1 protein-coding gene is annotated in these 1,257 nt (G+C 70.2%); it reads right to left on the reverse strand.

What is annotated here, in order from left to right:
- Nucleotides 1-1,244, reverse strand: a 1,244-nt coding sequence (locus EEJ42_RS31560; protein WP_148082078.1) for an NAD-dependent malic enzyme, incomplete at its 3' end; no start/stop codon positions are given.
- Between the last annotated feature and the right edge of the window lie 13 nt (nucleotides 1,245-1,257).

The following is a 1,257-nucleotide window of genomic DNA, read 5'->3' on the forward strand; positions in this document are numbered from 1 at the left end:
CGGGACTGGGCGTCCAGGAGGCCACGGAAGACACCCGGGAAGACCAGTACGTTGTTGATCTGGTTCGGGAAGTCCGACCGTCCGGTGGCGACCACCGCGGCGGTCTGACGGGCGATCGCCGGGTCCACCTCGGGGTCCGGGTTGGCCAGCGCGAACACGATCGCGTCGTCCGCCATCGCCGCCACGTCCTCGCCCGACAGCACGTTCGGGGCCGACACGCCGATGAAGACGTCCGCGCCCCGCACCGCCTCCCGCAGGGTGCCCGTGACGCCCTCCGGGTTGGTGTTGTCCGCGATCCACCGCAGCGGGGAGTCCGGGTCGGCCGAGACCAGGTCCTCGCGGCCGGAGTGGACCACGCCGTGGATGTCCGCGACGACCGCGTGCCGCACGCCCGCGGCGTTCAGCAGCTTCAGGATCGCCGTGCCCGCCGCGCCCGCGCCGGACATCACCACCCGCACGTCCTCGATCTTCTTGCCCACCACCCGCAACGCGTTGGTCAGCGCCGCCAGCACCACGATCGCGGTGCCGTGCTGGTCGTCGTGGAAGACCGGGATGTCCACCGCTTCCCGCAGCCGCGCCTCGATCTCGAAGCAGCGGGGGGCGGAGATGTCCTCCAGGTTGATGCCCGCGAAGCCGGGGGCGATGGCCTTGACGATCTCCACGATGGCGTCGGTGTCCTGGGTGTCCAGGCAGATCGGCCACGCGTCGATCCCGGCGAAGCGCTTGAACAGCGCCGCCTTGCCCTCCATCACCGGCAGCGCCGCCTTGGGCCCGATGTTGCCCAGGCCCAGCACCGCGGAGCCGTCGGTGACGACCGCAACGCTGTTGCGCTTGATGGTCAGGCGCCGGGCGTCCTCGGGGTTGTCCGCGATGGCCTGGCAGACCCGCGCCACACCGGGGGTGTAGACCATGGACAGGTCGTCACGGTTGCGGATGGGGTGCTTCGACGACATCTCGATCTTGCCGCCGAGGTGCATCAGGAACGTACGGTCGGAGACCTTGCCCAGCGACACGCCCTCGATGCCGCGCAGCTTCTCCACGATCTCATCGGCGTGCGCGGTCGACGTCGCCGCGATCGTGACGTCGATACGGAGCTTTTCGTGGCCGGAAGCGGTCACGTCGAGGCCGGTGACGGAGCCACCGGAGGACTCCACGGCCGTGGTCAGCTGGCTGACCGCGGTACCGCTCGCGGGGACCTCCAGCCGGACCGTCATCGAGTACGAGACGCTGGGCGCCGTTGCCATGACCGTCTTCCTC

The sequence above is a fragment of the Streptomyces botrytidirepellens genome (genome assembly GCF_003721215.1).
In the GTDB taxonomy this organism is placed as follows: domain Bacteria; phylum Actinomycetota; class Actinomycetes; order Streptomycetales; family Streptomycetaceae; genus Streptomyces; species Streptomyces himastatinicus.